This window comes from Halomonas sp. SIMBA_159 (assembly GCF_046536035.1).
Lineage (GTDB): Bacteria > Pseudomonadota > Gammaproteobacteria > Pseudomonadales > Halomonadaceae > Vreelandella > Vreelandella venusta_A.
Genome location: NZ_JAWJBT010001309.1, coordinates 1 through 245 on the forward strand (window position 1 = coordinate 1; position 245 = coordinate 245).

General features: G+C 63.3%; 1 pseudogene. It reads right to left on the reverse strand.

The features are described from left to right. Positions 1-23: 23 nt before the first annotated feature. A pseudogene (locus R0J87_RS23495) lies at positions 24-245 on the reverse strand (IS5/IS1182 family transposase); the annotation flags it as partial.

A 245-nucleotide genomic window follows, 5' to 3' on the forward strand; every position in this document is an offset into this window, starting at 1 on the left:
TGGATCAGCAATTTCGGACGGACTCATCCTGCCGCTGCGCGTCGTTCATGGAAGATCAGCCGGTCCATGTTGTAGGCGAGATTGGCGAGCGTCAGTTTGGCCTCGGCCCGCTTGGTCCCGATGGTTCGGATGAACAGGCCGTAGCGGTTCTTCTGATGGGCGAAGACATGCTCGACGCGGGCGCGGATCGCGGACTTCTTCGCATTGGCGCGGGCCGTGGCCTTCGGCATCGGCTTGCCCACGCC